Here is a 26,594-nt window from a genome sequence, read left to right on the forward strand (position 1 = left end):
CGCGCGTACGTCATCAACTCCTCTTGAGGACTAGACTGGATCCGTCCGACGATCAGGGACGGTGCGCGCGACATGGCCAAGACGTATGAGCGGATCGCCGATGCGCTGCGGCAGGAGATCCGCACCGGCCGGATGAAGCCGGGGCAGCGCCTCCCGGCCGAGACCGCCCTCGCCAAGGAGCACCACACCAGCGTGCCGACGATGCGCGACGCGCTGGCCGAACTGCTCGCCGAGGGGCTGATCGACAAGCGGCACGGCGTCGGCAACTTCGTCCGTGAGCGGCGGCAGAGGGTGGAGCGCAGCAACGCACGCCACCAGTGGGAGAAGGACCGTGCGCGGCTGCGGGAAACCGAGCGCCTGCAGACGGGTACCACCGAGCACGACACCGGCCTGACCGCACCCGGGCTGGAGTTCCGGGCCCACTACCGCGAAGTGCGGGCCGACGAGGACCTGGCGGCCGTTTTCTCCGTCCCTGTGGGCACCCGGCTGCTCCGCCGGAGCTACCGCACCTTCCTCCGCGACGGCGACGCGCCCTTCCACCTCGCCACCTCGTATCTCGTCCACGCCGTGGTCGCGTCCAACCCGGATCTCCTCGACGAGACCAAGGAGCCGTGGCCGGGCGGCACACAGAACCAGCTCCTCACGCTGGGCATCGAGGTGGACCGGGTCGTCGAGCGGGTCACGGCCCGGCCCCCCACCTGGGAAGAGGCCGAGGAGCTCGGTCTTCAGAAGGGCGTCTCCGTGATCCGGCTCCGCAAGATCTCGATCGACACCCGGGGCAGGACCGTGGAGGTCTCGGACCTGCTGATCCCCGGCGACCGCACCGAACTCGTCTTCACGACCCCACTGGCCAGGTGGTGACGATGACGGCGCAGCGGATCACGGTCATCACCGCCGTGCACCCGCCGTCCGCCCCGTTTCTCTCCGATGCCTACACGTCGCTGCTGGAACAGGAGTTGCCGGCCGGCTGGGACTGGCAGTGGGTCATCCAGGAAGACGGCGAGACGGACGACGTCGCCCGGCATGTCCCCGAGGACCGCCGCATCAGCTTCGGACAGGGGCGCAAGGGCCGCGCGGCGATGGCACGCACCCTCGGGCTCTCGCGGGCCGAGGGCCGCTTCGTGAAGGTGCTCGACGCGGACGACATGCTCACGCCCGGGGCTCTCGCCAGGGATCTCGCGGCCCTGACGGACGACCCGACGATCGGCTGGGCCACCTGCCGCGCGCTCGACTACCTGCCCGACGGCTCCACCGCCGGCTTCGCGGACCCGCCCGAGGGCCCGCTCGAACGGGGCGTGGTGCTCCAGCACTGGCGGGAGCATCACTACCTGGCGCAGGTGCACCCGGCGACGCTGTGCGTACGCCGCGATCTGCTGCTGGCGCTCGGCGGCTGGATGGCCCTGCCGGCGTCCGAGGACACCGGGCTCCTTCTGGCGTTGAACGCGGTCAGCCGCGGCTGGTTCTCGGCGGAGACGGGGCTCCTGTACCGCAAGTGGCCGGGCCAGGTCACCAGCGCGCCCGCGCACTCCGACGGGGTGGAGCGGGCGGCACGCTTCGCGGTGGCGGAGGCACGCGCACGGGCGTTGGCGTCGATGGCGGGCTGGCGGTTCGAGGGGCCCCAAGCCGCGCGGAGGGGCCGGGCCCGCCCGTGACACGGCCGTACCGACACCCGCCGGTACGGCCGCCGCCTCGCGCCCGCGGCACGGCCGCGCCCGGTCAGCGCGCCTTGTCGAAGTCCAGGTCGAGCATCCGGATCGCGTTGCCCCGCAGCAGCTTGTACGTCACTTCCGGGGAGAGGCCGGCGACGTGTTCGGCGGCGACCTTCTTGGTGTGCGGCCAGGTGGAGTCGACGTGCGGGTAGTCGGTCTCGAAGGTCGCGTTGTCGACGCCGACCACATCGATGGCGTCGATGCCGTGCCGGTCGCGGAAGAAGCAGCAGAAGATCTGCCGGTAGTAGTACGTGGACGGCGGCTCGGGGATCAGGTCGCGGACGCCGCCCCAGGCGCGGTGCTCCTCCCAGACGTCGTCGGCGCGCTCCAGGGCGTACGGGATCCAGCCCATCTGGCCTTCCGCGTAAGCGAGTTTGAGGCGGGGGAACTTCACCAGCACGCCGCTGAAAAGGAAGTCCATCATCGACGCCATGGCGTTGTTGAAGCTGAGTGACGCCTGGACGGCCGGCGGGGCGTCGGGGGACGCGGCCGGCATCTGCGAGCTGGAGCCGATGTGCATGCACACCGCGGTACCGGTGGCCTCGCACTCGGCGAAGAACGGGTCCCAGTAGCCGGAGTGGATGCTCGGCAGTCCCAGGTAGGTGGGGATCTCGCTGAACGTCACGGCCCGCACCCCGCGGGCCGCGTTCCTGCGGATCTCCTGTACGGCCAGGTCGACGTCCCAGAGCGGGATCAGGCAGAGCGGGATCAGGCGCCCGCCGCTGTCGCCGCACCACTCCTCCACCATCCAGTCGTTGTACGCGCGCAGGCACGCCAGCCCGACCTCCTTGTCGCGCGCCTCGGCGAAGGTCTGGCCACAGAACCGCGGGAACGTCGGGAAGCAGAGCGATGCCTCGACATGGTTGATGTCCATGTCGGCCAGCCGCGCCTTGGGGTCCCAGCACCCCCGGCGCATCTGCTCGCGGGTGATCCCGTCCAGGGTCATCTCGTCCCGCGAGAAGCCGACGGCCGCGATGATGCGCTTGTACGGGAAGAGGTCGCCCTCGTACTGCCACCAGTCCGTCTGCTGGCCCTCGGGGTCAGTCGTGAACTTGTACTTGCCGCCGACGTAGGCCAGTTCGCCGATACCGGCGGTCAGCGGCTTGGGGCCGCGGTCCCGGTACTTCGCCGGTAGCCATGTGTCGAAGAGGTGTGCCGGCTCGATCACATGGTCATCCACGCTGATGACGCGGGGGATCTCGGCCGTGCCGTTCGTCTCGCCAGTCATGGGGGCCTCTCCACGGATGCAACCTGGGGGCGGATCTGACGATCCGTCAGATCGACGGTACCGAGGACGCCCCGAGGCGGCAAGCCGTTCGGCACCGTGGACGCGGGGTGGGGCCGCCCCCCGTGCGCACCGACGGGCCGCAGGGGTGTCCGCAGGCATGTCCGCACGCATGTCCGCACGCACCCTTGCGGCGTCGCGCCGGATGGGTTGAACTGACGATCCGTCAGAAATTGGGTCGCCGGCTCCCGGTGACTCCGCGGGAGGGTGCGCGATGCAGACGATCTGGCTCAGTGGCGGCGAATGGCTCGCCGTGCTCCGCATCGGCCTCGGCCTGTGGTGGCTGGAGAGCTGGCGCCACAAGGACAAGAAGACCTGGTTCGCCGGCGGCGGGGTGACATGGGCTGTCGGGATCGCCGAGAAGCACCGGTGGCCCGTCGTCCGCCGCGGATTCGACGTCGTGGTGAAGCCGCGCCCGGCGTTGATGGCCTATGTCGTCGCCTACGCCGAGTTGGCGCTCGGCCTCGGCCTGATCTTCGGCCTGCTGACGCCCGTGGCCCTGGTCGGCGGCCTGCTGCTCAACCTGCTCTACCTCGTGCTGATGATCCACGACTGGGCGGAGCAGGGGCAGAACTTGATGATGATGCTCATCTCGGTGGTGGCGGTGGCCGCGGTGAGCTGGCAGAGCTGGTCGCTCGACGGCGCTCTGGGGTGGTTCCGCTAGGGCCTGTCGTTTCGCCGGCCGGCCGGAGGCGGGCGGTCAGGGGGCCGGGCGCTGCGGGGTGCTCGCCACCCCCGACGCGCGGCCGCTGAGCTCGGCGTCCAGGGTCTGCTGGGCGTTGCGCATGGCCTCCGCGTACTTCGGCTCGGCCATCCGCTGCCAGACCTGGTCCGGCGCGACGGCCTCGCCCCGGCTCATCACCCACCAGATGTTGCCGAACGGGTCCCGCACCCGGCCGCCGCGGTCACCCCATGCACTGTCGGCGATCTCGGTGATCACTCGCGCCCCGTGCGCCACGGCCGCGGCCATGGCGGCATCCGCGTCGGGGACGTAGATCCGCAGCAGCGACGGCATCGCCGGCCAGTCGGGGCGCCGGTCGAAGGCCAGCACGACCGTGTCGCCGACCCGGATCTCGCCGTGGCCGATGGTGCCGTCCTCGACCGCCACCCGGGCGAGCTCCTCGCCCTCGAAGGCGGCGGTGATGAAGTCGAGCAGCGCACCGGTGTCGTCGGTGACCACCCACGGCGCGACGCTGGTGTGGCCCTCGGGTGCGGTGTGATGCATCTGCCTCGCCCTTCATACGGCTGTCGGTGAGGTGTCGGGTGGCCGGGGTTCCGTGGCCGGGTGTCGAGTATGGCCCCAGGACGTGCCCGCGGGGCCCGAACGGTCGGTTCCGGGGGGGGTGAGCGGCAACAAACTGTGACGTAACTGGGCTGCGACGGCGCGGAGTTGGCGGGACACGCGGCCGACGTGGCACTCCACGCCGAGGTCGCGGGCCTGCGAGGGGCCGGGAGGGGGGTGCGCCCCCCGCTATGAGGGGCGGGAGGGTGGCGTGCCCCCGCTACGCGCCCACCGCGCCGCCCTCCCCCGGGCTCAGGACACGGGGACGACCGCCGTCGCCCCGCTCCGTTGGTCCGGGCGGCCAGGAGTCGGGCCGTTCCTTGGGGCCGAGGGCGACGACGAATTCCTCCACCGCCTGCTCCAGCCGGGTCCGGGTGTCGTGCGGAAGGTGCGGCGTGCCGTCCGCGGCGACCTGGATCGCCTGGTCCAGGACGAACGCGCCCCGCACGATGTGCCGGGCCCCCAGCGCGGCCAGTACCGGGCTCAGCGCGTAGTCGATCGCGAGGACATGCGCGGTGCTGCCGCCGGTCATCAGCGGCAGCACCGTCTTGCCCGCCAGGCCGTGCTGCGGCAGCAGGTCGAGGAAGGACTTCAGCAGGCCGCTGTACGCCCCCTTGTAGACGGGCGTCGCCACCACGAGCCCGCCCGCAGCGGCGACCGCGTCGAGTGCCCGGCGCAGGGCGGGGCTGCCGGTCCGCCCGGCCAGCAGGTCCGCCGCCGGCAGGTCGCGTACCCGCAGGTGCCCGGTCGGGTATCCGGCGAGGGAGAGCTGCTGGACGAGGTGGCCGGTCAGCAGCGCGGTGCGCGAATCCGCGGAGGGGCTGCCGGATATGGCGAGCAGAGAGGCCATCTGGGACTCCTGTGCGGTCGGCCGGACGGCGCCCGGCGCGGCGCTGCTCACGCTTCGGGCAGTTCGATGGACTGGCCGTGCCGGAAGACGTTCCGCGGGTCCCATTTCTGCTTGGCCTGCTGCAGGCGGGCGTAGTTCTGCTTGTAGTAGAGGTCGTGCCAGGGCACCGACGAGGTGTTGAAGCGGGGGTCTGACAGGTCGATGTCCGGGTAGTTCACGTAGCACCCGTCGGTGACCTCGTTGGGGACGGGGACGCCGCCGGTGTCCGCGTAGACCTCGCCGTAGCACTCCCTGGCCCAGTTCACGTAGGTCTCGTCGTCGGCCGGGTCGTTCCAGAATGCCTGCCAGAGCATTTTGAAGGCCGCCCCGCGGTGCGCGGACGCCGTGGCGCCGGGGGCGACGGCGTTGATCCGGCCGCCGTAGGACGTCAGTTGCACGCCGACGTTCGGGTTGTCGATGTCGTCGCGGGTGAGGTGCTCATAGAGGGCGGTGAGCTGGTGCTCGGGGAAGTCCGCGCGCATGAAGGACGACTTGTACTCGGCCCGCAGGGTGGGGTCGTTGAGCGTGGGGTTGGTGGTGCCGAGCATCCGGATGGCCTGCAGCCAGGGCAGTCTGCGGGGCGCAGCGAACTGCGGGAGGGCCGGAAGGTCGCCCATGTGGGTGCTCATCGCGCCCTGTTCGACCGAGATGCCGTCGTTGATCTGCTTCAGGTAGCCGGTCAGCATCTGCTCGGCGTCCGGGACGGACGCGTCCACCAGGACGAGCATCCCGATCTGGCCGGCGGAGCGGTGGTTGAGCACCAGTTGGCTGATCAGGGCGCGGTGGGGGTTGTCCGGTGCGGCGTTGTCGACGTGCCAGGTGGCGTAGTTGTGCGCCAGTTTGCTGAATTCCTCCCGGCTCAGCTCGCTCCATGCCCAGCTCACCGCGCCGACCAGGAGTTCGGCGGGCGGCTTCGGCAGCAGCTCGCGCGGGTCGTGGCCCTTCGCGCCGGGTGAGCGGAACCAGTAGCGGGTGACGACGCCGAAGTTGCCGCCGCCACCGCCGGTGTGCGCCCACCACAGGTCACGGTGCGGGTCCTTCTCGTCCCGGGTGGCGATCACCGCGCGGGCCCGGCCACGGGCGTCGACCACGACCACCTCCACCGCGTACAGATGGTCGACGACCAGGCCGTGCATCCGGCACAGCGGCCCCCATGCGCCGCCACTCACATGTCCGCCCATGGCGACCGAATAGCAGAATCCGGTGGGGACGACCACGCCCCACTCCGGGTAAATGGTCTGGTACGTCTTGAGGTTGGTGGCTCCCGATTCGACCGCGATGGCATTCAGACGCCGGTCGTAGGAGATGTCATGCATCCCCGACATGTCCAGGATGATCTGCACACTCGGGTGGTGCACGAAATCCTCGTAGCAATGCCCGCTCGACCGCACCGCGAGCCGTTTTCCTGCGTCGACGGCCTCTTGGACGACTTCGACCACCTGCTGGGTCGAATTGACGATGCGTATCGATTCGGGCGTGGCGATGTACCGCTGGTTGAGGCCGCTGACCAGGTCGGCGTACTGCTGGTCGGCCGCCCGCACCGAGACCGCGCCGGCGGGCCGGCGCTCCCCGGTGCCGGGTACCGCGCTCCCGGATATCGCGCTCCCGGACGCCTCGCCGGTCTGCCCCGTTGTCGCTTCGCTCATTCTTTTCACACCTTCGTTCACGCAAATCCTGGGCAGGCGCCCTGAAAGAGGATTTGCTGCCAGTTCTCTGTGTGATCCCCCGTGCCGAATTGCGATTCGACCGGTACCGCCGGCCGAGGCGTCAGGATGGCGTGGTGCCCGCGTTCCGTGGGCCACGCCGCCGGTTACCCGCGCAGTGGCGGAATCACGTCCCGCGCGATCCGCTCGAATTCTTCGAGATGCCCCTCCCCCGGCCAGTCGAGGACGAAGTCCGTGACGCCGGCCGTGCCGAAGCGCTCGAAGACCTCCTCGTAGCCGTGCGTGCCCCTCCTGGGGTCCCACGGGCCGAAGAGCGTGTACGCCCGGCGGATGCCCGCCGGGTCCCGGCCGGCCTCGGCGGCCAGGCGGTCGATCCTGCGGTTCTGTTCGGCCGTGATGGCCAGTACCTCCGCGGCGCTCGCGCCGGGCGGGCCGTGGGTGTTCCAGGTGTCCGCCAGCTCGGCCGCGACCCGCACCAGGGTCGGGGACTGGCCGCCGACGGTGAGCGGCAGCCGGGGGGATTGCAGCGAGCCGGGAACGGTGGCGATGTCCTTGGCCCACAGGCGGGTGCCGGTGTGGTTGAACAGCCCGCCGCGCAGCACGCCGTCGACGATCGCGACGTAGTCGGCGAAGCGTTCGGCGCGCTCCTTGGGCGCCCACGGAATCTCACCGACGCTGTGGTGGTCCCAGGGGAAGATCCCGGCGCCGATCCCCAACTCGAAGCGTCCACCGGACAGATGGTCGAGGGCGATCGCCTGCTTCGCCAGTTGCGCGGGCGGCCGCAGGATCTGGTTGGCGACGAGGGTGCCGATCCGGATGCGCTCGGTGCACAGCGCGGCCATGGCCAGGGCCGTCCAACTGTCGAACCAGGTGCCGCGCGGATCCCGGAGGTCGGCGCTGTGGTCGGGGAAGTAGATCTGGTCGAATCCGAGGCTCTCCAGCCATCTCAGGCGTTCGGCGAGCACGGGAAACGGCTGGTCGGGATAGACCATGACGCCGAATTGCCGGGCCGGTACGGCTCGCTGCCCGTCGTGCGGGGTACTGCGTCGTGGCTGACCACCGGCCGTGTCCGGACGCGTCATTGCTGCCACCTTTCTGTGGTGCGGATATCGCTGGAGTGCCGTGTCAGTGCAGGAATTCCGGCAGGGTGCGTGGGTCGGGTACGGGGGCCCAGCCGTCCGACGGATGCCCGTACGTCCATCGTGGCCCGTGCCGCACCAGATCCTGGAGCGCCGCCAGCAGGCGGTCGATGTGCTCCGCGGTGCTGCCGAGGCCGATGCTGGCCCGCAGGGCGCGGTCCGGGTCGTGCCCGCCGGCCTCGGCCAGCAGGGCGCGGACGGCCGGGTGGGCGCAGAACGCCCCGTCCCGTATCCCGATGCCGTGCTCCGCGGACAGCGCCGACGCGACCAGCCGCTGGTCCGCGGTGTCGTGGCCGATCCGCGCGACGCTGAACGACACGACGCCGAGTCCGGGGCGTTCGTCGTCCCACAGGCGCAGGATGCGGATGCCGGGAATCCGGGCCAGCCCCTCGCGCAGCCGGGCCGCCAGGGCCTGTTCGTGTCCGGTGATGGCGTCCCAGCCGGCCGTCGTCAGCGTGTCGCAGGCGACGGCCATCGCGTGGGCGCCCACCACGTTCGGGGAGCCGGCCTCGTGCCGGTGCGGCAGCCCGGCCCAGGTCACACTGGCCTGGTCCGCCACCTCGGTCACCCGGGCGGTGGCCCCGCCGCCTGCCAGGTAGGGCGCGGCGTCGGCCAGCCAGTCGGCGGCGCCCACCAGCGCACCGGAGCCGAACGGTGCGTACATCTTGTGCCCGGACAGCGCCACCCAGTCCACGCCCCACCCGGCGATGTCCATGGGCCGGTGCGCGGCCAGTTGGGCCGCGTCGAGCACGGTGCGGGCGCCGTGGCCGGCGGCGACCTCGGCGAGTTCGGCAACCGGCCACAGCTCCCCGGTGACATTGGACGCGCCGCTGATCACCACCAGCTTCGGCCCCTGCGGTGCGTCGCCCAGGGCCTTGGCCAGCAGGCGCACCGCGTCCGCCGGGCCGGCCGGCACCCCCAGCCCGCACACCCGGGACCCGCGCCAGGGCAGCAGCGCGGCATGGTGGTCGGTGGCGAACCGGAACACCGTCGTGCCCTCGGGCAGCGCGCGCCCGACGAGGTTGAGGGCGTCGGTGGTGTTGCGGGTGAACAGCACCGTGGCGTCCGGGGCGGCGCCCACGAAACGCCGGACCGCGTCCCGGGCCCGTTCGTAGGTCCGGGTGGATGTCTGGGAGGGGAATCCGGCGCCGCGGTGGACGCTGCTGTACCAGGGGAGCAGTCTGTCCACCGCCCGGTGCACCTCGGTCAGGCAGGGCGTGCTCGCCGCGTAGTCCAGATTCGCGTACGGCACCCGCCGGCCGGTCACCAGGGGCACCGTCAGGTCGGCGCCGACGACGCCCGGGAGACGATCCGGAACACGGTCGAGTCCGCCCGCGGAGTGGGTTTCGATCAGCATGCCGGTCTCTCCTTCGCCTGGGCAGGGTGCACGCGCTGCCTCACAACGGCCGCCCGCGAACGGTGAGTTCGCCGGCGGCCTCGGGGTCGCTCAGCTCACTGAGCGGTCCAGCCACCGTCCATGACCAGGACCGATCCGGTGAAGAAGCCCGCCTCGTCCCCGGCGAGGTAGGCCACGGCCGACGCCGCCTCCTGCGCACTCGCGATCCGGCCGAGCGGGTGCAGGCCGACGAACATGTCCGTCATCTCCTGGCTCCCGCCCACGGAGGAGCGGTACATCGGCGTGTCCACGGACGCCAGCGCGATGGCGTTGACGCGGATGTTCTCGCGGGCGTATTCGAGGGCCGCGGCCTTGGTGAGGCCGACCATGCCGTGCTTGGCGGCCACGTACGAACTGATGCCGGCGCCGAATCCCACCACGCCGAGCTGCGAGGCGTTGTTGACGATCGTCCCGCCGCCCCGCCGCTGCATGGCCGGGATCTCCTGCCGCATGGACAGGAACACGCTGGTCAGGACGTTGTTGATGTCCTCGGCCCAGGCCTTCGGCTGCTGCTCGGCGACCTTCCCCATGGTGCCGAGACCGCCGGCGTTGTTGAAGGCGATGTCGAGCCCGCCGTAGTGCTCCTCGGCGGCGCGCACCGCGGCCGCGAGCTGGTCGTCCACCGTGACGTCGGTCGGTACGGCGATCGCGGCGCCCCCCGCGGCGGTGATCTCACCGGCGACCCGTTCAAGCGCGTCCTGGCGCCTGGCCGCCAGCACCAGACTCGCGCCCTGTAAGGCCAGCGCCTTCGCCGCTGCCTCACCGATGCCGGAGCTCGCCCCGGTCACCAGCGCGACCTTGCCGTGCAGCCGGCCCGGAGCGGTCGTGCCGTCGGCAGAGGGTGTGTTCTTGCTGTCGTTCATGGATTATCGGGCCGTCGTGACATGGCCGGCCCTACTCCCTTCGGGGATGTGCGCGGGTGAATGAACAGGTGAGTAAATGAGCCGGGGCCCGGTCAGCCGCCGGTGCCGCGTGCGACCGGCACGCCGACCAGGGACCCGTATTCCGCCCAGGAGCCGTCGTAGTTCTTGACGTCCGGGTGGTCCAGCAGCTCCCGCAGGACGAACCAGGAGTGCGCCGAACGCGCGCCGACCCAGCAGTAGGTGACGACGGGGCGTGTGGTGTCCAGCCCGGCGTACAGCGCCCGGAGCTCCTCGTCGGTCTTGAAGGTGTCGTCGGCGTTGACGGCCTTCTCCCAGGGGAGGTTGACCGCGCCGGGCACATGGCCCGCTCGCTGCGCCACCTCGTGGGGGTTGGCGCCGGGCGCGAACTCGTCGCCGGCGAAACCGGGCGCGAAGATCCGGCCGGCGAACTCCTCCGGGGTCCGCACGTCGACGATGTGGGCGGTGCCGATGCCGGCGAGCACCTCGTCCCGCATCGCCCGTACCGACGCATCCGGCGCCGCCGCCCGGTAGGTACTGGCCGCCCGGTCCACCGCGTCCGCGCTGACCGGGCGGCCGTCCAGCTCCCACTTCTTGCGGCCGCCGTCGAGGAGCTTCACGGAGCGGTGGCCGTAGAGCGTGAAGTACCAATGGGCGAGGGCGCCGTGCAGGTTGGCGCTCGACGAGAGGAGGACGACGGTGTCGTCGTTCCCGATGCCCTTCGAACGGAGCAGCCGCTCGAACTTCTCCCGCCCGATGACGCCCAGTTCGAGATCGTCCTGGAAGGCGCTCCAGCTGATCCAGACGCAGCCCGGTATATGGCCCTTGCGGTAGTCGGCTTCCTCATTTCCGGTCTCGACGAAGACCACATGGTCCGCGTCGAGGTGGTTCTCGGCCCATTCCCCGGTGACCAAGACGGATTCACGGCTCATCGTTCCCCCTGGTGATTACGAGCGTCCCGGCAAAGCCTCAGATCTGGTGCGCAGGGTGGTGCGGTGTGCGGGTGCGGAACCGGCCGGCCCGGCAGGGACGGAGAACGACGAAGAACGCCGCCCCCGCCGGGCCGGACGTCATGCCGACGACGTCTGCGCCGCCTCCTGCTTCGCCGTGCTCCCGGCGATCGCGCGGTCCCGGTACCACGCGTAACAGCTCAGGGCGATGCCCACGACGGTCACGGCAGCGGCCGCGAGATAGACGGACCGCAGGCCCATTCCGCCGTCGATGACCCGGCCGCCGAGCCAGCCCGCCAGCGCCGCGGCCACCTGGTAGGCGGAGGCGTTCACCGCGATGGCCAGGGTCGGTGCCGAGCTGGCGGTGTTCAGGACCCGGGTCTGCATGCCCGGAATGACGGAGAATCCGAGCGCGCCGATCAGGAAGACCATGACCGCGGTGGCGGCGATGTTGCCGCTGACCGCCCAGGTGAGCAGGAGGCCCAGGGTGAGCAGGCCGAGCAGCCCGATCTGGGACGGCATCAGCGCGCGGTCGGACAGCCAGCCGCCGACGAAGTTGCCGACCGCCGCACCCACCCCGTACACCAGCAGCAGGATGGCGACGGCACCCGAGGCGAAGCCGGTGACGTCGGTGAGCAGCGGTGCGAAATAGGTGAACACCATCAGCAGCCCCATGTTGGCGACGGCGGTGATGACGATGGCGAGCTGCACGTTGCGGCTGCGGAACACCCGGAGTTCCGCCACCGCGGAGGTGCCGGGCGTGGAGGCCTCGACGCTCGGCACCAGCTGCAGCACGAGCAGCAGTCCGAGGAGGCACACCCCGGCGATGACGATGAAGGTGGCCCGCCACCCGAAGTTGTTGCCGATCACCGTCCCGATGGGCGCACCGAGCATCATCGACAGGTTCATTCCGAAGACCAGCTTGGAGACGGTGGAGGCCTGCTTGCCCTCCGGGGCCGTCGACGCCGCGATCACGATCGCGTTGGCGAAGAAGGTGGCGGTCACCAGCGCGGTGATGATCCGGGCCACGAACAGGACGGCGTAGACCGGCGCGAAGGCCGACGCGAGATTCCCGACCACGACGATCACGAGCAGGGCCACGATGAGCGGCTTGCGCGCATAGCGCGCGGTGAGTGCCGTCATCACCGGGCCGCCGATGATCATCCCGATGGCGTACGCCGTGACCAGGAGCCCGGCGGAGGGGATGGACACATCGAGGTCGCTGGCGACATCCGGGAGGATGCCGGCGATGACGAACTCACCGGTCGTGATGCCGAACACGCACAGCATCAGGGAAATGAGTTTCAACGGCATGGTGTCTCTTCTGTCAGGGGGAAGGGTCTGTCGATCGGCCGGCCGGGCCTACGGCATGGGCGGCGGACCCGCGAAGCCGTACCCGTAGGTGGTGCCGAGGGCGATGATGTGGTCGAGGTCCGGGCCGCCGACGTCCTCGGTCGGCAGCGTCAGGGCCTTGGCGTGCGGGATCTCCGCGTCCAGGAACAGGTCGAACTGCGGCTTGCGGTCCGGCTGCGGCGTCGAGTGGATGGTCAGGAACCGGGCGTTCGGCGACGTCGTCACGAATCCGTGCGGGATCGTTCGCGGGACGATCATCGTCGAGCCGGCCTCCGCTATCTGCTCCTCGCCGTCGCAGATCATGCGCAGGGTGCCGTCCAGGACGATGAAGACCTCGTCCTCGTAGTCATGGACGTGCAGCGGTGTGTTGTAGCCGCGGTTGCCGGTGTGCTGAACGACGGTGTAGGTGTCCCTGGTCGCCGACCCGGGCACCCGTACCTGCGCCAGACCGCCGAGCAGCCATACCGCGGTCTGCTCGGACTCGGGGATCAGGCGCCCCTTTTCGTCGCGCGCCATATCCGGAAATGACATCGTGCTCCTTTCGAGGATCGTGACCGGGGCGCCGGCCACCCGCTTTCGGATCCGGTCGTTCACTGCCGGGACGGCAGGGGCGCCGTCCGCCGGCAGCCGGCGAGGAAGGACTCCGTTCCCGCCGGGCTGGACAGCGTTTTCCACATCGTGACCGGGTCGTTGAAATTGCTGACGAAGGCGTCCGCGACCCGTTTGTCGCCGGCCGCGTGCAGGAACAGTTCGGCGACATGCGGCGGCGGCTCGGCGAGAAACGCGTTGCTCCACTCGACGACGTGCCGTGCGTGATCCCACAGCCGGGCGGACGCGGTGCGGCAGAACTTCTCGTCGAACGGCCCCTGCGCCGTCGAGAGGAGATCGGCCAGCGCGAACGCGGTGTGCGACCCGAGGTTGGCGCCCTGCGCGGTGAGCGGATCGTTGGTGATCCAGGCGTCACCGATGGCCAGCACACCGGTGCCGTCGTCGAGTGCGGCCCAGCCCTGACGGACCACCGGCGTGATCCCGCCCTGGGCCACCTCGCCGGGCGCGATCAGCGAGAACGCGCTGCTGTCGATGCGCTCGCGAAGGGTCGGCGCGTACTCGCCCACCAGCTTCAGCACATCGTGGTGGAACGCCACCGGATCCGCGTCGGCGTCGAGATGGCTGACCGCCTCCAAGGGGCTGCCCGGTACCGCCTCGAAAGCCAGCACGTCCGCGCGCCCCGACAGCGTGAGGAACGGGATCCGGAAGATCTCGCCGACACCGGGCAGGAAGTGCACATCCAGCGAGTGCGGCACCTCTTCGCCGATACCGGAGTAGAGGCCGCTGCACAGGATGCGCTGCGGAGTGCGGTACGGCGAGCGCGCGGCGTCCACCGGGAACAGCTCCCGCAGCGCGCGGCTGCCGTTCGCGACCACGAGCAGGTCGTGGTGGCGGGCCGTCTCCTCGATCGGACGGTCACCGATGACCAGGTCCCCGCCGCGCTGGACGAACTGGTTCAGCAGGTGCGGCAGATAGATGCGGAAGTCCACCACGCTGGAGGGCGGTGTGAGGTCCGCGACGAATTCGAGGTCGGGTCCGCCGCTGTGCACGGTGACACTCCAGTGCCGCACCTGCGCGTCGGCGAATTCCCAGTCGAACACCCCGAGTTGCGCCTCACGCTGCTGGGTGCGGCCGAACCGTGCGGGGAAGTTCCGCGGCCGCCCGGACTTCAGCTGGTCGATGTCCTGCGTCGAGTACACCGTCGCGTGCACCCCCATCTGCTGCAGCCTGAGGGCCAGTTGCAGACCGGAGATGCCGGCACCGATGATGCCCACGCGCGTCATGACGCCACCTCGGCGGCGGAGCCCGCACGCAGCTGGGCGGCGAGCCAGCCGATCGACTCCACCGTGTACTGGGCGGCCTCGGGCGAGGCCATCGCCGAAGCGGGGATCAGCATGGGGTGCTGCATCCCGGCGTCGAGGAGTTCGTTGATCCGCTTCAGCACCGTCTCCCGGGACCCCGCGATCACCTGCGCGGCGACGACCTCGTCGGGGACCGCCGCCATGGCCCGGTCGACGTCGTCGCGGGTCAGCAGGTGCGGCAGCAGCTCCACCAGCCCCCGGTAGTCCGCCCCGAACGGGTGGTCCCACCCGTGCCTGCGCCAGGCTTCGGCTCCCGCGTGCAGCGCGAGGAAACGGATCGGCTTCGCCCGCAGGAGCTCCTCGGCCGCGGCGTCGGTCTCCGCCACCACGACGGGAACCCCACCGGCGGCCACGATGCCGCCCGGGTCCCGGCCCGCTTCCGCGGCCGAGGCACGCACCACGGCCAGCCGTCGGGCGTATTCCTCCGGGGCCATGAGCTCCGACGGCAGCCAGCCGTCGGCGTAACGGCCGGCGAGCTTCAGCATCCGGTTGCGGTTGGCGCCCAGCCAGATGCGCGGGGTACGACCCTCCGGGGCCTGCATGCCCATCAGGGCCTTGTCCAGGGTGAAGAACCTGCCGCGGAAGTCGTGCGGCCCCTCACCGTCGAAGAACATCCGCAGCATCTGCAGCGCTTCCTCGACCCTGCCGACCTGGTGGTCGTGAGGCACTCCGTACGGCTGAAGATTTTCCAGCGCGCCCGCGCCGATGCCGAGAACGGGCGCCTGCTCGGTGAGGTGGGCGAGCGTCAGGGCCGTCTGCGCCAGCACCGCGGGGTGCCGGCGGTTGGGGTCGGTGACCCCGATCGCGAGCCGGACCGGCCCGGCCTGCGGCGCGAAATTGCCGAGCACGGTGGCGAAGTCGAGACATCGGTCAGGTGTCGGCATGCCTGCCGCCATGTACGTGAAGTCGCTGTCCCACACCTGCCGGGGGAAGACGTTCATCAGGTGGTCGAAGACCAGGAAGGTGTCCAGGCCGGCGGCGCGCGCCACCTCCAGCAGCCCACGCCCGGCCTCGATCTCACCCACCGCGTCCCAGACCAGACCGACCTTGACGCTCATACCCCGCTCCTCACTGACCGTGCCTGTGCGATGAACTCGTCGGTGTTCTCCGGGCGGCAGATGCTGTGCCACATGTCATCCGGGCGATCGAGGTTGGCGATGAAGGCGTCCGCCACGCGCTGGTCGGCCGCCGCGGCGGCCAGCAGGGCGCCCATTTGCGGCGGGGGTTCACCGATGAACATGTTCGTCCAGTCGACGACGGGCCGGGCGGTCGCCCACATCCGCTCCGAGACCACACGGCAGAACTGCTCGCCGTACGCCCCGCCCCTGGCGCGCAGGGCGTCCGCGAGCTGAAAGGCCACCTTCGATCCGAGGTTGGCCCCTTGGGCGGTCAAGGGATCGTTGGCTATCCAGGCATCGCCGATGGCCAGCGCGAAGGTGCCGTCGGACAGCTCGGCCCAGCCGCTGCGCACCACCGGCAGGACGGCGCCCTGCAGCATGTCCACGGGCCGGGCGAGGGCGAACTCCCGCTCGTCCACCCGTTCCCGCAGTGCCGGCGCGTGCCGGGTGATCAGCGCGAGGACGTCCTTCGCGAACCGGTCGCTGTCCCCCCGGTAGTCGCCGCCGGTCACCGCGCTGAACGGGCCGTCCGGCAATGCCTCGATCAGGACGGCGGACAGCCGGCCGCCGAAGGAGTGATAGGCCGGTGCGTGGATCTCCCCCGCCCCAGGGACCATGTGCATGGTCATCCCCGGGGGGTCGGAGGGCCGCACACCGTGGAACAGGCCCCCCGCGAGCTGCCGCGGCGCCGAGACGTACGGCGAGCGGGCCGGGACGCGCGGGAATGTTTCCACCAGCGCGCCCCGGCCGGCCGCTACGACCAGGAGGGAGTGCCCGGCGCCCAGTTCGGTGAGCTGGGTCCGGTCGGCGACGGCACGATGCACCACTTTTCCGCCACGTTTTCCGTACTCCTCCAGCAGCGACGCGAGGTACATCCGGAAGTCCACCGAACTCGCCGGTCGCGGCAGCCTTCCGCCGAACGACAGGCCGCCAGGTCCTTCGATATGCATCTGCATCGATGCGTTGTCGTAGGCGCTGGATGCCCATTCGGTGATGCCGAGGGCTTTTTCCCGTTCCCTGGTGGAGTCGAAACGAGTGACAAAATTCAACGGCGGCCCCTGACGGATGCCGTCCGGCTCCTGAGCCGTGTACAGCGTGGCTTCGATCCCGAACTGTTGCAGCCGAAGCGCAAGGTGCAGACCGGAGATCCCGGTGCCCACAATGCCAATGCTCATCTTCTCGCTCCACCTGTGCTGGGAATGGCCCCTCCCGGGATTGACGGACGGTCAGATCACTTCGACCCGCTGCAGATGCCGGGTCGTCGGACCGGTGAACGCGTTACGGCCGTGCACCAGCGCGAAGTTGTCGGCGATCACCAGGTCGCCCGGCTGCCAGTCGTGCGCGTAGCAGTACTCGGGCCGGTGCAGCCGCTCGGCCATGGCGGTGAGGAAGTCCTCGACCTCGGATTCCTCGACACCGTCGACGGTGACGTGCACCGGGTTCTTGTAGACGGCCGGGTCCAGCGGCTCGGCGAACCGGAGAACGGGCACTCCGGTGCTGGGGTGCCGGGAGATGAGCCGCTCGGTGACCTGCCCGCCGTAGTGGGCGAGTTTCTCCGTCGAGTAGGTCACGCTGATGCGCTCCCACTCCTTGCGGAGTTCGGTGCCGGCATCCCGGTAGACCGCGGTGGTGTCGGAGAAGACAGTCTCTCCGCCGGAGTCCGGCGTGGCGTCCAGGCACTGGAAGAAGAAGAACCGCGGATCGGCCTCGACGAATGCCCCGTCCCAGTGGAACGGCACATCTCCGCTGGCGAACAGGTAGTTCCGCGGATTGTCCTCGACTATCAGGTCTATGACTTCCCCGGGCTCCCACTTGAGGACTTCTCCCCAGAGTCGACAGTAATCGGCGAACTCCTGCTTCTCCAGAGTGGAGAAACCGCGCAGCACCAGAACCCGTGACTCCTCGGTCCAGCGCGCGAGCACGTCCACCGGAATGTCGGTGATCTTGCTTCCGCCGGGCGCCTCGACGATACGGCCGAACGGCTGCAGCGGCACATGGTTCATCGAATCGATCGTCGTCGTCGAATTCGTCATCTCGGACACACCCTTCTAGGAATTGACGGCAAGATGCGGAGCGACGAAGTGACTGGGCCGGCCGTCCCGCCAGACGATGGAGGCCTGCAGTTTCTCGGCCTCCCACCGCTTGACCAGGGAACGGTTGACGCCGTCATCCAGCACCACCCCGTGCCACGGGGTCAGCCAGCCGTCCCTTGTCCGCATGAGCTGCAACCCGAACTTCTCCGAATGCGGGGCCTGCGGATGAATCGAGAGACGTATCGCCTCGGGGAACATCTCGGCGACCACCCGGCTCCACGCATTGCTGCGGAGAATGGTCTGATACGCCGTGTCCTTCGAGTCGTTCCGCAGCTTCGTCCTGGAGGACTCGCCGCCGCCCCGGGCCACCGCGTCCTCGAACATGAAGCGGTGTATTCCGTTGAACAGGGCGCGGGTGCTCTCGTTGCTGCGGACGTCCTCCTTCAGCTCCTGAAGAGTCGAGGAGTAGTCCTCCTCCAGCTTCTGCCGCATCTTCGGGTAGGCCATGCTGCCGAAGGCGTCGTCCAGCCCGACCATGTCCAGCGACGACAGGTGCGACGCGCTGATCATGCCCATCAGGGATTCCCGGTAGTCGGTCGCCGCGGTGTCGCTCACCCCGACCACATCGCCGAACACATGGCCGTCCGAGCAGATCGTGACCCGGGCTCCGGGGCTGTAGAAGTGGGCGACGTAGTCACACATCGACTGCAGGAAGCCCAGTGCCACCTGCTCCCCGAGATCCGGCAGCGCGCCGAGCACCTTGCTCTGGTTCGGCGACTTCGCGGGAAATGCCGGCACCACGAAGTGCAGCGGCTCTTCGCGTTCGATGAAACGCTCGATCCGTGCCTGATGTACTTCCGAACACGCCGGACAGTGTGCGCTCCCCGGTGTGTCATCGCCTTCGGTCTCACCGGCCTTGTCGGCCGCCAACGCCTCGTCCACCCGCTGATACCTGTAGAGCAGCTCAAGAACTCTGTGAGATACCTGCGTGGCGGTGGATTCCCCCGTCATTATGCCCATCAACGTTCCTCCATGATGCATGAATGTTTCCTGTATAACCAGGTCTTTCTTGCCCATGCGGGGCCGACTTGGACGGCATTTCAGGCGCGCCTGTGCAGGCGCCACCGAAACCGCGCCCGCCCGGTTCACGGGCAGCGCGCAGCCGTGCACGAGGGCCTTCCAAGTGGTTTTGCGATCGGTTACTGCCCGGTTGGCCCTATGCCGCAGTCGTGGCGATCGGGGGAAGCGGCCAATACCGCACCATCGTCCCTGGGTTGCTGCTGCAACATTTCCCCCTGCACTTGACTCCGGCAGCCACTTCCGGCTGATCGTGTTGGAGAGCGCTTCCGCATGGCGGGAGGGGCGGGACAGAGTTTATGTGGCGACAGATCAATTTCAGCCACCACCGTCGCTCAGCGTCAGAGCCCCCGCAAGCACGCCGAAGTGATGTCACCCTCTCCTGTGCATAATGGTCCGCGCAATAATGCATCGATAGATATGCGTGATGGATGACGGGCACGATCGATTGATCGATGGGAGGCACCGGCGATGGTTGGTGTTGATGATCCAACGGTTCATCAACTGCGCTCACTCCTGACGTTGGCCGAAGAGTTGCACTTCGGCCGTGCCGCGGCGCGGCTCTACCTCACCCAACCCGCGCTCAGCCAGCAGATCCGCAACCTCGAACACCGGCTGGGCGTCAAGCTGTTCACGCGGACGAGCCGCCGGGTGGAGGTGACGCCCATGGGCCACGCACTGCTGCCTCTGGTGAAGAACGCGGTGGGCGCGACGGACGAGCTGCGTGACGCGGCGCGTTCCTCCTTCGCCGGCAAGGACGGGCAGACGCTCCGGCTGGGCCTGACCGACTGCGCCGCCGCGCTGGCGTCGACGCGACGGGTGATCGCCGCCCTGACGACCCTGTACCCGGGCCTCGAACTGGACTTCCGGGTGGTGGACCTCGTCGAGCAGGCAACCGCCCTGGCGGCGGGGCAGATCGACGCCGCTTTCGTCTATCTGCCCGTTCCCGAAGGGTTCCACGTCCAGCCGCTGACCACGGAGCCACGCGTGGTGTGCATCTCCGCCTCGGACCCGCTCGCCCAGCGGTCCTCGGTGCAGCTCGCGGAGCTCGCCGATCATGCCGTGGCCGGACTGACGCCGGAGGTCTCCCTCGCCGGGCGCGAGTTCTGGGCCATCGACCCCCGGCCCGACGGGTCCCCCGTCCGCTACACGGACCACCACGTCAGCCGGGTCGAATCACTGCTGTCCGCCGTCTCGTTCGACGGGGCGATCGCCTTCCTCCCCGCCGCCGCCGCGGAGCTCTACCCCCGCCCGGATGTGCGCTACCTCCCCGTGGACGACCTCGCGCCGTGCACGTTCGGCGTCGTCTGGCCGGTGTCGGACCACGGAAATCCCTCCATCGTCGCCCTGGAGGACGTCTGCCGCCGCCTGCGCGACCAGAGCCCCCCGACGGACGCCGCCCCTGGCCCGGAACACCCCCCGGCCACCACGAGAACCGTCACGTAGCTCCCCGGGACACCGGACGCACACCCCGCCCCTGACGAGCCCCTGACGGCCCGTGACGGAACCCGCAGACGCCCCGGCCGACGGCAGCCCTTCCACCGCCGGCCGTGGGCCCGTTGGCACGCGGGCCCCCTGCGGGGGGGGGGACGGCTACCGCACCCCGGCCCCGCCTCTCCTCCTCTTTCTCCTTCTCCTCCTCTTTCTCCTGCTCCTTCTCTTTCTACTTCTCGCCGTCCGCTGCGGCCGTCGCGCTCCAGATGACCGGCTGGGAGCTGCCCTTGCCCTGGAAGACGACGGAGGCGGGCCGGTCGCCCTTGGCGATCATGTGGATGGAGCAGGAGGTGACCTTGGCGCCCGGCTTCAGCATGTCGTTCGGGACGGCGTCGGGGCACTGGCTGACCCCGGGGCCACCGATGTTGAGGAGGATCATCCGCTTCGACTCCTGCCCGCCGGCGGTCCGCACGAGCACGTTCTCGTTCAGGTCGGGGAGCAGGTCGTACTTGCCGGTGTTCCGGTACTCCATCGTCACGTAGTACGGGGTCAGCTTCTTCTCGTCCGCGTCCAGGTCGAAGTGGCTCAGGTCCGCCACGGAACCGGGCCGCACGCTCTTCGGCGTGATGTGCACCGTGACGGCATGGCTGGTGCTGTCCCGGGTGGGGGCGTCGGCGGCCTTGTCCGCGGGCAGCACCCCGGTGCCGCCGGCCTTGGCCCCGTCGACCTGCCAGATGAGCGTGTCACTGCCGTCGTCCCTGTACGAGACGGTCGCCGGCTGCTGGCCCTTCGGCAGCATGAAGATCTGGCAGATCGCCGTCGTGTCCCCGGCGGCAAGCTTGGCCTTGCCGGCTTCGCGGCACTCGGCCGGCAGCCCCGAGCCGGTGGCCAGCGGGTTGCTCTGGAACAGCGAGACCCCGTGGCCGGCCTGGCCGTCCACCGTGTTGACCGAGAGGTTCCGCGTCGGATCCGCGTCGCTCATCGTCTCCTTGCCGGTGTTGGTGAAGGAGAAGGTGAGGTAGTACGGCACCATTCCCTTGAGGTCGTCGTCCAGCTGGATGTGCGCCATGTCCGACTCCGCGCCACGGGCCAGCCGCGTGGGTGCGATCCGCAGCTGGTGCTTGGCTTCGCCGGTGTCGGTCCAGACGGCGGACTTGGGCGTGGACACCATCGACAGCGGCTTGGCGAGCGCGGCGGGCGCGGGCTTGTCCGCGGTCGTCGCCTTCTCGTTGGCGAATGTACCGCTGCATCCTGTGGCCAGCAGTACGAGCGCACTCGCACTCACGGCAGCGGCCAGGCGTCTCTGTACGCGCATGATTTCCCCGTTGTTTTCGTTGACCCGGGCGCGCGGAGCCCCCTGCCCGGGTGCCCCGCGTGCCCGAGCGCACCGAGCGCCCCGAGTGCTGGGGCACTCGGGCGCTCAGACGCGCGGACGTCGCAACCCGCGTACTGGGTGCGGGGTACGGAGAACGGGAGACGGGATACGGGGTGTCCTGCCACTGGTCGAGGCTTCCGGTCGGGCCTCGTGGCCGAACCGGTGCGACAGAGTAACCGGCCCCGCCGGGGCGGGCGGCACCACCCCGGGCTCCGGCGGGAAGCCGCCAACGGCCGTTGATCGCCGGCTGTGGGTGAGGGCCCGGCGCGCGGTCACCGGCCGGGCCGGGTCGCCTTCAGCGAGTACATGAGGGGGATGCGGGGGCGGTCCTCGGGGAGGCGGTAGTAGCCGTCGTCGTGGAGGCGCAGCGCGGTGAACCGCCGGAACACGGTCATGTCGTGTTCGTGCAGGAAGTCGATGCGCAGCCCGGCGCCGGCGAGGGCGCTGATGACGTCGCTGATCGGGTGCTGCCATTCGACGCTGCGGTTGTTGACGGTCGGTGCCGCGAAGTCCGTGTAGGTGCCGGGGGTTTCCTCCACCCAGGCCTCGCGGCTGAAGTAATCGTGGGTGACGCGCGAGCCGGTCTCATCGTCCAGCGCGTCGCACAGCGGGTGGAATTCGGCGAGGTAGAGGAAGCCGCCCGGGGTGATGAGCGAGGCGGCTGCCTGCGCCCAGCGGACCAGGTCGGGGAGCCAGTTCAGGGCGCCGATGCCGGTGTAGACGACGTCGTACGAGGTGTCGGGAACGGCCTCTGCGGCGTCGTAGACATCGGCGGCGACGAAGGACGCGCGGTCCGGGCCGTAACCGAGTTCGGCGGCCAGATCGCGTGCGGCCTCGACAGCCGGCGCGGAGAAGTCCAGGCCGACGACCCGGGACGCACCGCGATGCAGCCAGGAGAGGGTGTCCTGCCCGAAGTGGCACTGGAGGTGGAGGAGGGTCCGGCCGGTGACATCGCCGACCTCCGCGGTCTCGAAGTCGCGGATGGCGTCCTTGCCGCGGCGGAATCCGTCCTGGTCGTAATAGTCGCTCGTGGTGTGGATGGCGACGCGTTCGTCCCACCTCAGACGGTTGGCCTCACGCCAATCGGCGGGGCCGGTGTGAGCTCGCATACGACGAAGTTATCCACAGGCTGACGGCCTCGCCAACGTAATTTTCCGGCCGGGCGCAGAATGGGCCCATGACTGACGAGACCACAGCCGCCGACCGCCCCGCCGACCCGAATCACCCGCCCCGCTCCGCCGACCCCGCCGCCGGTGCCGCGGCCCCGTCCGGCCGGACCGGCGAGACGGGCGGGAGCGCGCCCAGCGGCCCGGCGGCGGGTCCGGGCGGCTCCGGGGCGGACATGCCGGACTGGGAGAAGCGGTTCCGCGCGCCGCGGATCGGGCTGCCGGAATGGGCCGAGGACGCCCCGGACCACTCCCTGTTCGTCTCGAACGCCACCGGCACCTTCGAGCTGTACGCCTGGGACCGCGCGACGGGCGGGCAGCGGCAGGCGACGGACCGGCCGAACGGCACGACGGACGGGACGCTGTCGCCGGACGGCGAGTGGATCTGGTGGTTCTCGGACACCGACGGGGACGAGTTCGGTGTGTGGATGCGGCAGCCCTTCGCGGGCGGCACCGATGAGCCGGCCGCCCCGGGGCTGGCGGCCTCGTATCCGGGCGGGCTGGCGATCGGCAGGGACGGGAGCGCCGTCATCGGGCGCTCCACGGACGACGAGGGCTCGACCGTGCACGTCATCCGGCCCGGGGAGGCGCCGGCCGAGATCTACCGGCACCGTGAGTCGGCGGGCGTCGGCGATCTGTCGCACGACGGTTCGCTGATCGCCATCGAGCACACCGAGCACGGTGACGCGATGCACTCCGCCATCCGCGTCGTGCGGGCGGACGGTTCGACGGTCGCCGAGCTGGACGACACCCACGGCGGGACCGAGGAGCTGGGTCTGTCGGTGATGGGCTTCGCGCCGGTGGACGGTGACGCCCGGCTGCTGGTGGGACATCAGCGGCGGGGCCGCTGGGAGCCGATGATCTGGGATCCGCTGGCGGGGACGGAAACGCCCCTGGCGATCGACCTGCCGGGCGATGTGGGCGCGGACTGGTATCCGGACGGCTCGGCGCTGCTGGTGGAGCACGAGTACCAGGCCCGGAGCGAGCTGTGGCGCTATGACCTCAGCGAGCCGGGGCAGGACCCCGAGCGACTGACCCGGGTCGACACCCCGGCGGGCTCGGTCTCGGGTGCCACGGCCCGGCCCGACGGGACGGTGGAATTCCTCTGGTCGTCGGCGGCACAGCCGCCGGAGGTGCGCTCGACGAGCGGCAAGGTCGTGCTGGACCCGCCGGGGATGAAGGCGCCCGGTTCGGTGCCGGTCACGGACACCTGGGTGGAGGGCCCCGGCGGCACCGTCCATGCGCTGGTGCAGCAGCCGGCGGGCAAGGGCCCCTTCCCGACGGTCTTCGACATCCACGGCGGCCCGACGTGGCACGACAGCGATGCCTTCGCCTCGTCGCCGGCCGCATGGGTGGACCACGGCTTCGCCGTCGTCCGCGTCAACTACCGCGGTTCGACCGGCTATGGACGCGCCTGGACGGACGCGCTCAAGCACCGTGTCGGGCTGATCGAGCTGGAGGACATCGCCGCGGTACGCGAGTGGGCGGTCTCCTCCGGGCTGGCCGACCCGGAGCGGCTGGTGCTGGCGGGCGGCTCATGGGGCGGCTACCTGACCCTGCTCGGACTCGGCATGCAGCCGGAGGCGTGGGCGGTGGGTCTTGCCGCGGTCCCGGTCGCGGACTATGTCACGGCGTACAACGACGAGATGGAAGCCCTGAAGGCCATGGACCGGACGCTGCTCGGCGGCACACCGGAAGAGGTCCCGGAGCGCTTCGAGGCCTCGTCACCGCTGACGTATGTGGACGCAGTGCGGGCGCCGGTCTACATCTCCGCCGGCGTCAATGACCCGCGCTGCCCGATCCAGCAGGTGGAGAACTACGTCCAGCGCCTGGAACAGCGCAGCCACCCGCACGAGGTCTACCGCTACGACGCCGGACACGGCTCGCTCGTCGTGGAGGAGCGCATCAAGCAGGTCCGCCTGGAACTCGACTTCGCCCAGCGGTACGTGAAGGCAGACGCGAGGGATGACGCGTGAGGGGTGAGGTCTGAGGGGTGAGGTGGGAGGGACAGGTGTGACGGGTGACCGCTGCGGCCTGGGCGTGGACGCGAGGCAGGCCCGAGGGACGGATAGGGCGGGCGACAGCTGCGGCCTAGGTGTGAGCGTGAGGCCCGAGGGACCGATATGGCGGGCGACAGCTGCTGCCTGGGGCTGAGCGTGAGGTATGAGAGGAGTGCCGGGGGGGCGGGCCGCGTCGTCTGAGGGGAGCTGAGGCGCGGCGCTGAGCGAGGCGGCTGGGCCGAGCGCGGGCGGGGCCGGAGCCGTTGGGCGGGGCGGGCCGGGTCCGGGTGCGCGGGTCCGGGTGCGGGGGGTCCGGGTTCGCGGGTCCGGGTTCGCCGGACCGGGTGCGCCGGACCGGGTTCGCGGGTCCAGGTCCGCGGGGGCCGGGTGCGCAGGTCGTGGGTGCGCCGGACCGGGTTCGCCGGTCCAGGTGCGCGGGTCCGGGGGCGCCGGTCCGGGGGCGCCGGTTCACGCTTGCCGGTCCTCGTGGCGGCTTCAGACGTCGTTCGGCGAGATGGGGGTGGGGTGGGGAGGGGGCGGGGGGGGAGCCCACCGGAGCCGCGGATCGGGCCCCGACGCTTCTGAGCCCCTAGGCTTGCTCAGCCGCGCAACGTGGCCCCAGGCCTGCTCAGCCGCGCAACGTGGCCCCAGGCCTGCTCAGCCCCGCGACGTGGCCCCCGGCCGGGCCTCGGCCCCAGCCACATCCCCCTCAGCCGCACCCTCCTCAGCCGCATCCCTCACAGCCGCGTCCCCTTCCACGGCGTCCCCCTCCGCCACCGTCCCTGCGGTCTCCGCCGCGTCCACGGCCTGCACCGCCTCCACCGCCTCCACCGCCTCCGCCGTCCCCAGCGTGTTCGGCGCCCCCAGCGTGTTCGCCGTCCCCAGCGAGTCCAGCGGCTCCAGTCCCAGTGCCGCGTCCTTGGCGGCTTCGGCCTCGCGGCGGAAGAGGCGGAACCACATGAAGACGACGAAGCCGGCGAAGACGAACCATTCGCCGGTGTAGCCGAGGTTCTGGAAGGCCTTCAGGTCCAGCCCGCTGCCTTCGGCGGCTGCCGGGGGGACGGCGCGCAGCGGTGCCTGGGCGTCGGTGAGCGTGATCCAGGCGTCGTGGACCGGGTACGGCACGATGTTCACCAGCGATGCCGCGCTGATCATGCCGAGCTGTCCGCGCGGCAGTCCGCCTTCGGCCTGTACTCCGTTGGTGCCCTGGTTCTCGGAGGCCTGCAGCGCCCCGGTGACCGTTACCTCGCCCTTCGGCGGCGCCGGCACCTTTGCCGCGTCGGCCTTGGTGTCCGCGTCGCCGGGCAGCCAGCCGCGTACGACGGGCAGGGCCTTGCCGTGGTCCGTCCGCAGCAGCGTCAGGACGTAGAAGCCCGGCTGTCCGCCCGGCTTTCCGCCCTGCTCTCCGCCTTGCTCGGCGTTCAACGTGCGGTCCGGTACGAGCAGTTGGTGGCGGGTGTCGTAGTGGCCGCGGGCGGTGGCCTGGCGGCCGGAGGAGACCGTGTCGACGGGCAGCAGGCTGTCCAGGGGGCGGGCGGCCGCGACCTTGGCGTCGGCGGAGCGGTCCTCTTGCTGATGGTGGGTGTCGACGCGGTCCTCGAAGCGGCTCAGTTGCCAACTGCCCATGAAAATGCAGAAGGGAATCGCCAGTACGGCGAACACGTTGATCCCCCACCACCGCGGGGTCAGCAGGAACCGGTACACCCCACCACGGTACGGGGCCCGAACGGCGGGGCCGCACCGCCCCCTCCACGGTGCGGCCCCGGCCGTGGGGACCTGGGCTGTCGCCCTGTACGCGCCGTCCGTGGCACGACACCGCCGGTCGGCCGGACGCGCCCGCACGTCCGCCCGCCCGCACGTCCGCCCGCCCCGCCCGCACGTCCGCCCGCCCCGCCGGCACGGTCGCCCCCCGCACAACGCGCCCGCGCGTCCG

23 protein-coding genes are annotated in these 26,594 nt (G+C 70.5%); 5 read left to right on the plus strand and 18 right to left on the minus strand.

Annotated elements, in window-relative coordinates; all coding sequences use genetic code 11:
- Positions 1 to 72 precede the first annotated feature (72 nt).
- Together ACIRQ7_RS17055 and ACIRQ7_RS17060 are read left to right on the plus strand one after the other, a co-directional pair.
- Positions 73 to 861, plus strand: coding sequence for a GntR family transcriptional regulator (locus ACIRQ7_RS17055; protein ID WP_404263207.1), 789 nt, complete (start codon positions 73 to 75; stop codon positions 859 to 861).
- Between the two features lie 2 nt (positions 862 to 863).
- On the plus strand, positions 864 to 1,652 hold the full coding sequence (locus tag ACIRQ7_RS17060; protein WP_404263209.1) for a glycosyltransferase family 2 protein: 789 nt from the start codon (positions 864 to 866) through the stop codon (positions 1,650 to 1,652).
- Between the two features lie 64 nt (positions 1,653 to 1,716).
- Here the strand turns inward: ACIRQ7_RS17060 and ACIRQ7_RS17065 are convergent, their stop codons facing one another.
- Complete coding sequence (locus ACIRQ7_RS17065) at positions 1,717 to 2,937, minus strand: amidohydrolase family protein (RefSeq protein WP_404263211.1); 1,221 nt, start codon at positions 2,935 to 2,937, stop codon at positions 1,717 to 1,719.
- 271 nt (positions 2,938 to 3,208) lie between these two features.
- Here ACIRQ7_RS17065 and ACIRQ7_RS17070 point away from each other — a divergent pair, with 271 nt between their 5' ends.
- Positions 3,209 to 3,658 (plus strand): DoxX family protein, encoded by a 450-nt coding sequence (locus ACIRQ7_RS17070; RefSeq protein WP_401465044.1) that lies wholly within the window; start codon positions 3,209 to 3,211, stop codon positions 3,656 to 3,658.
- 36 nt (positions 3,659 to 3,694) lie between these two features.
- Here the strand turns inward: ACIRQ7_RS17070 and ACIRQ7_RS17075 are convergent, their stop codons facing one another.
- From ACIRQ7_RS17075 to ACIRQ7_RS17140, 14 genes are all read right to left on the minus strand, one after another.
- Entirely contained in the window at positions 3,695 to 4,219 is a 525-nt protein-coding gene (locus ACIRQ7_RS17075) for a VOC family protein (protein WP_404263213.1), read from the minus strand.
- Positions 4,220 to 4,496: 277 nt separating this feature from the next.
- Entirely contained in the window at positions 4,497 to 5,126 is a 630-nt protein-coding gene (gene ssuE, locus ACIRQ7_RS17080; RefSeq protein ID WP_404263215.1) for an NADPH-dependent FMN reductase, read from the minus strand.
- Positions 5,127 to 5,173: 47 nt separating this feature from the next.
- Positions 5,174 to 6,811 carry an FAD-binding oxidoreductase gene (locus ACIRQ7_RS17085; RefSeq protein WP_404263217.1) on the minus strand — a complete coding sequence of 546 codons (1,638 nt, stop codon included), beginning with the start codon at positions 6,809 to 6,811 and terminating at the stop codon, positions 5,174 to 5,176.
- A gap of 164 nt (positions 6,812 to 6,975) precedes the next feature.
- Positions 6,976 to 7,911 carry an LLM class flavin-dependent oxidoreductase gene (locus tag ACIRQ7_RS17090; RefSeq protein WP_404263218.1) on the minus strand — a complete coding sequence of 312 codons (936 nt, stop codon included), beginning with the start codon at positions 7,909 to 7,911 and terminating at the stop codon, positions 6,976 to 6,978.
- A 43-nt stretch (positions 7,912 to 7,954) separates the two neighbouring features.
- A complete protein-coding gene (locus ACIRQ7_RS17095; RefSeq protein WP_404263220.1) occupies positions 7,955 to 9,325 on the minus strand; it encodes an aminotransferase class V-fold PLP-dependent enzyme in 1,371 nt (456 codons plus the stop codon).
- Between the two features lie 95 nt (positions 9,326 to 9,420).
- Positions 9,421 to 10,227: an SDR family NAD(P)-dependent oxidoreductase gene (locus ACIRQ7_RS17100; RefSeq protein WP_404263221.1), complete on the minus strand. Its 807-nt coding sequence runs from the start codon at positions 10,225 to 10,227 to the stop codon at positions 9,421 to 9,423.
- Positions 10,228 to 10,319: 92 nt separating this feature from the next.
- Entirely contained in the window at positions 10,320 to 11,177 is an 858-nt protein-coding gene (locus tag ACIRQ7_RS17105) for a sulfurtransferase (RefSeq protein WP_404263223.1), read from the minus strand.
- Positions 11,178 to 11,315: 138 nt separating this feature from the next.
- On the minus strand, positions 11,316 to 12,509 hold the full coding sequence (locus ACIRQ7_RS17110; RefSeq protein ID WP_404263225.1) for an MFS transporter: 1,194 nt from the start codon (positions 12,507 to 12,509) through the stop codon (positions 11,316 to 11,318).
- Between the two features lie 48 nt (positions 12,510 to 12,557).
- A complete protein-coding gene (locus ACIRQ7_RS17115) occupies positions 12,558 to 13,079 on the minus strand; it encodes a cupin domain-containing protein (protein ID WP_401465017.1) in 522 nt (173 codons plus the stop codon).
- 59 nt (positions 13,080 to 13,138) lie between these two features.
- Positions 13,139 to 14,380 (minus strand): styrene monooxygenase/indole monooxygenase family protein, encoded by a 1,242-nt coding sequence (locus ACIRQ7_RS17120; protein ID WP_404263227.1) that lies wholly within the window; start codon positions 14,378 to 14,380, stop codon positions 13,139 to 13,141.
- Positions 14,377 to 15,516: an LLM class flavin-dependent oxidoreductase gene (locus ACIRQ7_RS17125; protein ID WP_404263229.1), complete on the minus strand. Its 1,140-nt coding sequence runs from the start codon at positions 15,514 to 15,516 to the stop codon at positions 14,377 to 14,379. Before ACIRQ7_RS17125 ends, ACIRQ7_RS17120 begins: the two co-directional genes overlap by 4 nt.
- Positions 15,513 to 16,751, minus strand: coding sequence for a styrene monooxygenase/indole monooxygenase family protein (locus ACIRQ7_RS17130; protein WP_404263231.1), 1,239 nt, complete (start codon positions 16,749 to 16,751; stop codon positions 15,513 to 15,515). Before ACIRQ7_RS17130 ends, ACIRQ7_RS17125 begins: the two co-directional genes overlap by 4 nt.
- Positions 16,752 to 16,802: 51 nt before the next feature.
- Positions 16,803 to 17,609, minus strand: coding sequence for a TauD/TfdA dioxygenase family protein (locus tag ACIRQ7_RS17135; protein WP_401465005.1), 807 nt, complete (start codon positions 17,607 to 17,609; stop codon positions 16,803 to 16,805).
- Between the two features lie 15 nt (positions 17,610 to 17,624).
- Complete coding sequence (locus tag ACIRQ7_RS17140) at positions 17,625 to 18,629, minus strand: L-tyrosine/L-tryptophan isonitrile synthase family protein (protein WP_401465002.1); 1,005 nt, start codon at positions 18,627 to 18,629, stop codon at positions 17,625 to 17,627.
- 528 nt (positions 18,630 to 19,157) lie between these two features.
- Between ACIRQ7_RS17140 and ACIRQ7_RS17145 the strand changes: the two genes are divergently transcribed.
- Positions 19,158 to 20,132, plus strand: a complete 975-nt coding sequence (locus tag ACIRQ7_RS17145; protein WP_404263233.1) for a LysR family transcriptional regulator — start codon at positions 19,158 to 19,160, stop codon at positions 20,130 to 20,132.
- Positions 20,133 to 20,349: 217 nt separating this feature from the next.
- Here ACIRQ7_RS17145 and ACIRQ7_RS17150 read toward each other — a convergent pair whose 3' ends face one another.
- Together ACIRQ7_RS17150 and ACIRQ7_RS17155 are read right to left on the minus strand one after the other, a co-directional pair.
- Entirely contained in the window at positions 20,350 to 21,435 is a 1,086-nt protein-coding gene (locus ACIRQ7_RS17150; protein ID WP_404263235.1) for a hypothetical protein, read from the minus strand.
- A gap of 332 nt (positions 21,436 to 21,767) precedes the next feature.
- On the minus strand, positions 21,768 to 22,604 hold the full coding sequence (locus tag ACIRQ7_RS17155; protein ID WP_404263236.1) for a class I SAM-dependent methyltransferase: 837 nt from the start codon (positions 22,602 to 22,604) through the stop codon (positions 21,768 to 21,770).
- 233 nt (positions 22,605 to 22,837) lie between these two features.
- Here ACIRQ7_RS17155 and ACIRQ7_RS17160 point away from each other — a divergent pair, with 233 nt between their 5' ends.
- Positions 22,838 to 24,637 carry a prolyl oligopeptidase family serine peptidase gene (locus ACIRQ7_RS17160; protein ID WP_404263900.1) on the plus strand — a complete coding sequence of 600 codons (1,800 nt, stop codon included), beginning with the start codon at positions 22,838 to 22,840 and terminating at the stop codon, positions 24,635 to 24,637.
- A gap of 681 nt (positions 24,638 to 25,318) precedes the next feature.
- On the opposite strand, the gene ACIRQ7_RS17165 is transcribed toward ACIRQ7_RS17160, so the two are convergent.
- Positions 25,319 to 26,365: an SURF1 family protein gene (locus tag ACIRQ7_RS17165; protein WP_404263238.1), complete on the minus strand. Its 1,047-nt coding sequence runs from the start codon at positions 26,363 to 26,365 to the stop codon at positions 25,319 to 25,321.
- Positions 26,366 to 26,594: the final 229 nt, after the last annotated feature.

It is taken from the genome of Streptomyces sp. NPDC101393, from assembly GCF_044767385.1.
In the GTDB taxonomy this organism is placed as follows: Bacteria; Actinomycetota; Actinomycetes; order Streptomycetales; family Streptomycetaceae; genus Streptomyces.